Genomic DNA, 8,670 nt, shown 5'->3' on the forward strand with positions numbered 1-8,670 from the left:
CAGGTGCAGTTGGTCGGGGGCGGTGGTGGGCAGCGCGCCGGTGCGCTGGTCGGCGCTCAGGCCGGCCGCGTCGTCCGGCAGGTCGAGGTCGGCCTCGGTGAACGTGGCGAACCTGACGAACTCGTGTTGAGCGGTGTTTCCGCCCTCGTAGATGACGCCGTACGTGCCGCCGCCCAGGTCGATCAGGTCGGAGTAGGCCGAGATGCCGTCGCGTACCAGGGCCCCGTCCTGGGGTTCCTGCCAGGTGAGGCCCCCGTCGAAGGAGGAGCGGATGGTGAGGTCCTCCCGCTTCGCGCCGGCCGGGGCGGCCAGCAGCGCCCGGTCGTAGCCGTCGCGGCCCTTGGCCCTGAGCGCCAGGGTGGAGGTCTGCACGCCCATGGAGGGCAGCCCCAGCGGCGGGAGCAGTGCGAAGTCGGTCTCGAACGTCTCGCCCTGATCGCGGGAGATCGCGTACGCGGCCCGGTCCACCGTGGCCGCCGTGCCCTCCTCGTTGCGCGCCACGACGAACACGCTGCCGTCGCCGCGTTCGAACAGGCTCAGCTCCTGCGCGCCGATCGCCGGTTCGGCGCCGTGCGAGGAGGCCCCGGCCCGCCAGGTGCGGCCGTGGTCGTCGCTGTAGATCAGCGCGCCGCCGAGCGGGTCGTCCCGGTAGCGCCCCGGGGCGAGCCGGACCGTCATGCCCGCCACCAGGCGGCCGGCGCGGGCGCCCCCGGTGAGCTGGATGCCGTGCGCGGGGCCGGTGGCGAGCTGGCCCGGGGAGTCCGCCGAGCCCTCCTGCCAGGCTCCCCAGGCGGGTTTCCAGACGTCCCTGGTGATCGTCCTGCGCTCGTCCCACGTGAGGCCGTGGTCGTCGCTGGTACGGACATGGACGCGGTCGTAGTTCTCGGAGTACAGCAGCACCACCCGAGGCGGGGCCGTGGTGGTGTCGACGATCGGCACGGCGTTGTGCGCGAACGTCCGCGGCGTCGCGCTGTGCCTGGCGAGCACCTGCAGCGCGCCCCAGGTCCGGCCACCGTCGGCGGACCGTTTCAGCACGATGTCACCCAGAGCGGAGTCGGCGCAGTCGCCGAGACGCGCCTCGGCGAAGGCCAGCAGGCCGCCGTCCCCGGCCCGCACCACGCCGGGAGCGCGGAAGCACGCGTACGCGGCCGAGGCCCCGGCCTCTCGTTCCCCGTTGACGAACACGTTCGCGTGCCCGCCGGGGATCGGCGCGGCTCCGGCGGGTAACGGCGGCGCCGCCACCACCAGCGCCGCGATCAGCGCCAGCACCGTCATCGCCGCCCGCGGGGCGGAACGACGTGGCCGCCGGTCACCGCGGATCACCCTTTGCATCAGCCCGTTCTCCGTTCCGGAAGGTACGACGTCCGATGTGACAAGATCCGAGAACAAGCGCCTCCCGGCGACCGGGTCACCGGCCGGCCGGCCGGTGGGGTCGCCAGGTGGCGCGGGGCAGGGTCATCGTGGTCGACGGCCACCACTCGCCGCCGACCCGCGTGGCCCTGGGCTCGGTGTGCCCGCGGCGGAAGCCGAGCCGTTCGTACAGGCGGGCCGCGCCCTCGTTGCGCGTGTAGACGCCCAGGTTGACCTCCTGGACGGCGGGTTCGGCGAAGGCCGCGCCGAGCGCGGCCTCCAGCATGGCCCGGCCGACTCCGCGTCCCCTGACCTCGGGGGAGACCAGGACCATGCCGAGCCGCACCGAACGTCCGGGCGGCTCGGTGCGGAGCATGAAGTGCCCGACCGGGGCCCCGCCGGCGGCCACGGCCATGAGGGCGCGGCGGCTGGGGTCGGAGGCGTGGAAGGCCGCGAGCTGTTCGGCCCGCAGGGGCCAGGTGAAGCCGGAGTTGCCGGACCAGGTGACCAACGCTTCCGGGCCGGTGACCCACGCGATCAGTTCCTCGGCGTCGGCGGGTTCGAACGCGCGTAACTCGATCATCCGGCCATACCTACCCGAGTCCTTCACCGCCGGTCAACCGAGCCGTCCACCCGGCCCGGCCGCACGCGTCTGAGCTGGGCTGACGCGGGGTATGGGGCTGCTCATGGATCGTGATCGGGAGACGCGCGAGGCCGTCATCGTCGTCGGCGGCGGGCCGGCGGGGCTGGCCTGCGCGCTGTGGCTGCACGAGGCCGGCATGCCGGTACGGGTGCTGGAGGCGTCCGACGACGTCGGCGGGCGGGTGCGCACGGACGTCGTGGGCGGGTTCCGGCTGGACCGCGGCTTCCAGGTGTTCAACACCGCCTATCCGGAGGCGCGCCGCGTCCTCGACCTCGGCGCGCTCGACCTGCGGCCCTTCGCCTCGGGGCTGCTCGTCCAGGGCCGTACCGCGCGGGCCAGGGTGATGCTGCCGTGGCGGCATCCGCTGCACGCGCTGAGCGGGCCGCTGTCCGGCCTGGGCACGCCCCGCGACCTGGCGGCGCTCGCCGCCGTCACCGCCCGCGACATGGCCGTGCCCGCGTCGCGGCTGCGCGCCGGGCCGGAGCGGCGTACCGACGACGAACTGCGCGCCTGGGGCATGTCCGACAGGATGATCGACTGCCTGATGCGCCCGTTCCTCGCCGGGGTGCTCCTGGAACGCGACCTGGAGACCTCCAGCCGGGTCTTCCACCTGTTCTGGCGCTCGTTCGCGCGCGGCACGATCGGCGTGCCCGCGCTCGGCATGGGACGCATCCCGCGCCTGCTCGCCGACCGGCTGCCGCCGGGCGCCGTCACCGTCGGCGCCCGGGTGAGCGAGGTCGCGTCCGACGGCGTGCGGCTCGCGGACGGCACCGCGATCGGCGGCCGGGCCGTGGTGGTGGCCGCCGACCCCGAGTCCGCCGGGCGGCTGCTGCCCGAGATCGAGGTGCCGCCGATGCGCGCGGTGACCACCTTCTACCACGCCGCGCCCCGCTCGCCGCTGCGGGAGCCGATCCAGGTCATCGACGCCACCGGGGTGATCGCCGACACGATCGTCCTGACGGACGCGGCTCCGGAGTACTCCGCCGACGGGCGGGCGCTCGTCTCCACGTCGGTCCTGGGCGTGACGACCGACGAACGCCGGGTGCGCGAACGGCTGACCGAGATCTACGGCGACACCACCGCGTGGGAGCACGTGGCCACGTACCCGATCGCGGCGGCGCTGCCCGCGATGCCGCCGCCGTTCCCGCTGCGCCGCCCGGTGCGGGTGCGGCCCGGGGTGTACGTGTGCGGCGACCACCGCGACACCGGCTCGCTCCAGGGCGCGCTGGTCTCGGGGCGGCGCGCGGCCCACGCCGTGCTCGGCGACCTCTGGCCGCCGAGCCGCGCGGCGGCCGCGTACGCCCGTGCGGGACGGGGCGCCGCACGGGTGTGAGGCCGATCGTCCGGCCGCAGAGCCGGGCGTCGGCCTGATCGAGGTCGCCGATCAGCGTGTGCCGAGGGCGCGGGCCAGCACGGTGGCGGTCCTGGCGATGGTCGCGTTGTCGGTGGGCAGGCCGGGGGTGCGGTTGGTGTAGACGGCCATGACGATGGGCGCGGCGCCCTTGCCGGGCCAGATGACGGCGATGTCGTTGCCGCCGCCGAAGCCGTCGGAGTTGGTGCCGGTCTTGTGGCCGATCGTCCAAGTGCCGGGCAGTCCGGCGGGGATGCGCTCGGCGCCGAGCTTGCTCGCCCGCAGCCAGGAGACGAGCTGCCGCCGGTCCTCGGGGTGCAGCGCGCCGCCGGTCGCGAGCGCGCGCAGGTCGCCGGCCATGGCGGCGGGCGTGGTGGTGTCGCGCCGGTCCTTGGGGGTCCAGTCGTTGAGCGCGGGGTGCCGGCGGTCCATGCGGGAGGCCGGGTCCTTCAGCGTGCGGAAGAAGGCCGTCAGCCCGGCGGGCCCGCCGATCAGGTCCATGAGCAGGTTGGACGCGGTGCCGTCGCTCTGGGTGATGGCCGCCACGCACAGCTCGGAGACCGTCAGGCCGTCCTTGAGGTGCTTGGCGGTGACCGGCGAGTTGGGCGTCATGTCGGCGGCCGTCCAGGTGACGCGCCGGTTCAGCAGGCCGGGCTCGCGGGTGCGGGCCCGGTGCAGCACGGCCGCGCACAGCGGCGCCTTGAACGTGGACAGCATGGGGAAGCGCTCCCCCGCCCGGTACGACACGGTCCTGCCGGTGGCCGTGTCCACGGCGTACGCGCCGATGCGGCCCCTGAAGGCCGCCTCCAGAGCGCGCAGCTCCTTCCTGGCCTTGGCCTCGGCCGGGATCGCCGGCACCGCGGCCGAGGCCGGGGCCGCGCCGGTGGTCAGGGCGCCGCCGCCCATGAGGGAGATCGCCAGGGCGGTCGCGCGCAGCACGGTGGCGGCGGCACGGCTGAGTCGCATGTCAGATCGTCCTTGTTTCGGTCGTCCGTCGGAGACCAGGAGCAAAGCAGAGGTGATCATGCGATGTCCAATAGCGCGGTCGGGGTCCGGCCGATATCCGTTCCCGTATCACGGCCGGTCAGGACGCCGTGGCGGGCACCAGGTCCGGGGTGAGCAGGCCGATCAGGCGGGCCGGGTCCTCGACCGTGACCGTCAGCGCCGGGTGGCGCAGCACGCCGAGCGGTTCGCTCCCCGACACCGAGCGGCGGAAGGAGACGCAGACCCCCTGCGTGGTGCTGCTGCCGAAGGTGAGCCCGCCGTCCGCCGGCGAGACGCGCACCCCGATCGCCTTCAGCGGCGAGAACGGCCCGGACGGCTCGGCGCCGGTCACGTTGGCGCGCGGCGACAGCACCAGCCACGGCCCGAACCGCACCCGTAGCAGGTCGTCGCCCAGCGTCAGCCGGCAGGTGCCCGGACGGATGCCGAGCGCGGCGAGCAGCGGGCGGTACCGGTCCTCGAAGGCGAAGCCGAATTCCTCTTCGTGACTCACGCGCCCACGGCTACCCCGCGGGGCGCACCCCTACACGCCGGTGTTCTGCCTGGTCCTGCCGGTCGCGCGGTCCGGACGGGGCCAGGGGCGTCCGCCGAGGCGTTCGATGTCGGTGTTGAAGCGCTTGAGGCAGGCGGCGAAGACGGCGACGTCGTCGGCCGTCCAGTCGGCGAGCACCTTCTCCAGGCCGTTGATGTTCCTGGCACGCTCGATGTCGAGGTGGTGCTCGCCCTCCTCGGTGAGGCGGAACTTGCGGGCGATCCCGCCCTGCGGGTCGGGGATGCGCTCGGCCAGGCCGGCCCGCAGCAGTGCCGAGGTGTGCCGGTTGAGGGTGGAGACGTCGAGGCCGAACGCCTCGCTGAGCTGGCCGATGGACATCATGCCCTCCATCCGGATCCGACTGAGCAGGATGTACGCGCTGCGGTCGAGGTGACGATGCTGGCCGAGCAGCATGGTCTCGTACTCGATCAGGTGCGTGAGCTTGTCCATGCCGGTCCTTCTTCTGTCCGAATGGGGGCAGCCTATCCCGTGTAACCCCCACAATGTGTGCATGTAACACACTATGTGTAGAGTGCACGTCGCTTCCAACATCGCGAGTACAGGGGGGATCCGCGTGGAAGAGCCGGAATCCGGCACACGCTCCAATGGCATCGTCACCGTCATGGCGGTGGCCGGCATCGTCGCCTCACTCTCCCAGACCCTGGTCGTGCCGCTGATCGGCGTGCTGCCGTCGCTGCTGGGCACCACGGCCTCCAACGCGTCCTGGGTGATCACGGTCACGCTGCTGGCCGGAGCCGTCACGACGCCGGTGATGGGCCGGCTGGGCGACCTGTACGGCAAGCGCCGGATGATGCTCATCTGCTCGGTGCCCCTGGTCGTGGGCTGCGTCATCTGCGCGTTCGCCGGATCGCTGACCCCGATGATCATCGGGCGGGGGCTGCAGGGCATGGGCATGGGCATGATCCCGCTGGGCATCAGCGCACTGCGCGACGTGCTGCCGCCGCACCGGCTGGGGCCCTCGATCGCGCTGATGAGCTCGTCCATGGGGATCGGCGGGGCGCTCGGCCTGCCGCTGTCCGCCGCGGTCGCCGAGTACGCGAGCTGGCGGGTGCTGTTCTGGGGCTCGGCCGTGCTGAGCCTCGTGGTGGCCGTGCTGATCTGGCTGCTGGTGCCGGTCACGCCCGCCAGGGCGAAGGGACGCATCGACCTGGTCGGCGCGCTCGGTCTCGGCACCGGTCTGGTGTGCCTGCTGCTCGGCGTCTCCAAGGGGGCCGACTGGGGCTGGTCGAGCGGCACCACGCTGGGCCTGCTGGCGGCGGCGGTGGTGCTGCTGCCGGCGTGGGGCTGGTGGGAGCTGCGCGTCCGCGACCCGCTGGTGGACCTGCGCGTCACCGCCCGCCCCCAGGTCCTGCTGACGAACGTGGCCTCGATCGTGGTCGGCTTCTCCATGTACGCCCAGTCGCTGATCGTCATCCAGATCCTCCAGCTCCCGGCGGCCACCGGTTACGGCCTGGGCCAGTCGATGCTGGCCGCGGGCCTGTGGATGGCCCCGGCCGGCCTGATGATGATGATCATCTCGCCGGTGGGGGCCCGGCTGTCGGCCGCGCGCGGCCCCAAGGTCACCCTGATCGTCGGCAGCCTCGTCATGGCGCTCGGGTACGGCCTGTCCATGCCGCTGCTCGGCTCCACCTGGGGCACGCTGATCATCTCGTGCGTCATCAGCATCGGCGTCGGCTTCGCCTACGGCTCGATGCCCGCGCTCATCATGGGGGCCGTGCCGCTGTCCGAGACCGGCGCGGCCAACAGCTTCAACACGCTGATGCGCTCCATCGGCACCACCGTGTCGGCGGCGGTGATCGGGCTCGTCCTGTCGCAGCTCACCATCGACTTCGGCGGGCACGCGCTGCCGTCCGAGGCCGGCTTCCGCACGGGGATGCTGATCGGCTGCGGCGCGGCGCTGGCGGCCGCGCTGATCACCATGACGCTGCCGGGACGCCGCCACCAGGCCAGGCACGCCGCCGGGCCCGCCGAGGACGAGACGCCCGCCCAGCAGACCGTCAAGTCCTGAACACCCCGCCGCGAGGGTCGGTGGTGAAGACGAACCGGTGCTCGCCCCGGGGCACGCGGGCCGTCAGCCGGACCCGGTGGACGGTCTCGGCCGCGCCGTCGTGCCCGCGGACCTCGCGCTTCTCGGCCGCCGCCCGCCAGCCCGCCGGCACGCGCAGCTCGACCGGCCCCCACGCGACCAGGCCGGGGCGCAGCACCGGGCGCACCCGCGACACGAACAGCTCCTCCACGAGCACGTCCGGGCCGGCGGGGTCGAAGGCGTCCACGAGTTCCAGCGTCCCGGCGCGCCAGTGGAAGGTCCGGGTGAGACGGTGCGGGCCGGCGTACGCGGCGGTGAGGTCCAGCGCGAACGTGACGGCCCCGCCCGCCGTGACGCACTCCAGCACCTCGGCGCGGCGCTCGCGGCCGGGGAGCTGGGCGGCGCCGTCGAGCAGCGGGACCGAATGCCACTCGGCCGAGGCTTGCGGGACGTCGTAGCGGCCCTCGCGGAAGTAGTCGCGGGTGTACTCGGGGGCGCCCAGGTCGTCCAGCACCGTCCGCCCGTGCGCGTGCAGCACGAAGTGGCCGGCGTCGAGGTGGTTGTGCGGCTCGTCGTTGTGGCCGCCCTTCGCGGCGAAGGCCGTGCCCGCGCCCCTGGCCACCACGATCGCGGCGTCCGGCAGGTACGAGCACGGCTCCGCGCGCGCCGGGGACGCCTGCTCCCGCGTCCACCACAGGGTGCGGCTCAGGTGCCCCCAGCGGTAGCCGGCGTCGTCGTGGAAGGACGGGTCGCCGGCGGACGGCACGGGCACCCCGAGCCGATCGGCCAGGCGGCAGATCAGCCCGGCCGGGTACGCGCCGCGTGCGGAGGAGTCGGCGAAGGCCGCCCGGACGCCGTCGCCCAGGTCGATCCGGGCCGGGTAGGCGGCCATCGCGCGCACGTGCGGATCGTCCAGGAGGTCCTCGCCGGTCTGCTCGCGCAGGGCCTCGGCGAGGTAGACGAAGTAGCCGAAGCCGTAGGCCCAGTAGTCGGGGCCCTCCAGGCAGGCGCCGTCCGGCCCCGCGCCCGACAGGAACGTCGCGATCGCCCGCCTCAGGCGGGGCAGCAGGGCGGGCAGCCGGGGCGAGTCGAGGGCGAGGGCGGCCAGGCCGGTCGCGCCCGCGCAGACGGCGGCCCAGTTGTGCCGGCTCGACTCCCAGCCCATGGGGGCCGCGTCCGCGTCGAGCAGGCGCAGCAGCCTGCGGTCCACCTGCTCGCGCACGCGGTCGCGGACCCTTCGGTCGACGTGGCGGGCCAGCAGGGTGACGATCTCGGCCAGGGCGTGGCCGGTCTCGGCGGCGAACAGGTCCACGGACGCGTCGAGCGGGCGATCGCCCGGCTCGTGGGCGGGCAGCACCCAGGCGTACTCGTCGCACACCGACCACAGCAGGTCGTCCAGGGCCGGGTCGGGACGGTCGTCGAGGTGCGCGGCCAGCGCCAGCGCGGCCAGGCGCCGGCGGCGCTCGAAGTAGGCGCGCTCGTAGGCCAGGCGGTCGCCGGTGTCGGCGAAGCGCCGCCACAGGCCGAAGGTCAGCTCGGGGGCCGGGGTGGCGCGGGCGCGCCGCGCCTCCTCGTGGATCTCGCGCACCAGCCGGGCGAGCCGCTCGTCCGGTGCTCCGCAGGCCGTGGTCATGGTCCCCTCCTCAGGTCAGGCGATCCGGTGCAGGTCGGCGACGCCTACCGCGCCCCTTAGCGGACGCCCGCCGGCCAGCCGTTCCACCTCGCCCACCGCGAACTCCCCCAGC

General features: G+C 74.2%; 8 protein-coding genes. 2 read left to right on the top strand and 6 right to left on the bottom strand.

Annotated features, from left to right (window positions below):
• The coding region (locus tag FAF44_RS50045; protein WP_237110549.1) for an exo-alpha-sialidase at nt 1-1,332 on the bottom strand (1,332 nt) is incomplete at its 3' end.
• Between the two features lie 76 nt (nt 1,333-1,408).
• Nucleotides 1,409-1,933 carry a GNAT family N-acetyltransferase gene (locus FAF44_RS50050; RefSeq protein ID WP_237110550.1) on the bottom strand — a complete coding sequence of 175 codons (525 nt, stop codon included), beginning with the start codon at nt 1,931-1,933 and terminating at the stop codon, nt 1,409-1,411.
• 103 nt (nt 1,934-2,036) lie between these two features.
• On the opposite strand from FAF44_RS50050, the gene FAF44_RS50055 reads away from it, so the two are divergent.
• On the top strand, nt 2,037-3,326 hold the full coding sequence (locus FAF44_RS50055; protein WP_237110551.1) for an NAD(P)/FAD-dependent oxidoreductase: 1,290 nt from the start codon (nt 2,037-2,039) through the stop codon (nt 3,324-3,326).
• Between the two features lie 51 nt (nt 3,327-3,377).
• Here the strand turns inward: FAF44_RS50055 and bla are convergent, their stop codons facing one another.
• The 3 genes from bla to FAF44_RS50070 all read right to left on the bottom strand — a co-directional run bounded on the left by bla (nt 3,378) and on the right by FAF44_RS50070 (nt 5,328).
• Nucleotides 3,378-4,310 carry a class A beta-lactamase gene (gene bla, locus FAF44_RS50060; RefSeq protein ID WP_237110552.1) on the bottom strand — a complete coding sequence of 311 codons (933 nt, stop codon included), beginning with the start codon at nt 4,308-4,310 and terminating at the stop codon, nt 3,378-3,380.
• Between the two features lie 118 nt (nt 4,311-4,428).
• Nucleotides 4,429-4,839 (bottom strand): hypothetical protein, encoded by a 411-nt coding sequence (locus FAF44_RS50065; protein WP_237110553.1) that lies wholly within the window; start codon nt 4,837-4,839, stop codon nt 4,429-4,431.
• Between the two features lie 30 nt (nt 4,840-4,869).
• Nucleotides 4,870-5,328 carry a MarR family winged helix-turn-helix transcriptional regulator gene (locus FAF44_RS50070; RefSeq protein WP_237110554.1) on the bottom strand — a complete coding sequence of 153 codons (459 nt, stop codon included), beginning with the start codon at nt 5,326-5,328 and terminating at the stop codon, nt 4,870-4,872.
• Between the two features lie 124 nt (nt 5,329-5,452).
• On the opposite strand from FAF44_RS50070, the gene FAF44_RS50075 reads away from it, so the two are divergent.
• A complete protein-coding gene (locus FAF44_RS50075; protein ID WP_237110555.1) occupies nt 5,453-6,907 on the top strand; it encodes an MFS transporter in 1,455 nt (484 codons plus the stop codon).
• Here FAF44_RS50075 and FAF44_RS50080 read toward each other — a convergent pair.
• Nucleotides 6,897-8,558 (bottom strand): heparinase II/III family protein, encoded by a 1,662-nt coding sequence (locus FAF44_RS50080; protein ID WP_237110556.1) that lies wholly within the window; start codon nt 8,556-8,558, stop codon nt 6,897-6,899. The genes FAF44_RS50075 and FAF44_RS50080 overlap by 11 nt on opposite strands.
• Nucleotides 8,559-8,670 lie beyond the last annotated feature (112 nt).

This window comes from Nonomuraea sp. MG754425 (genome assembly GCF_021699195.1).
Classification (GTDB): domain Bacteria; phylum Actinomycetota; class Actinomycetes; order Streptosporangiales; family Streptosporangiaceae; genus Nonomuraea.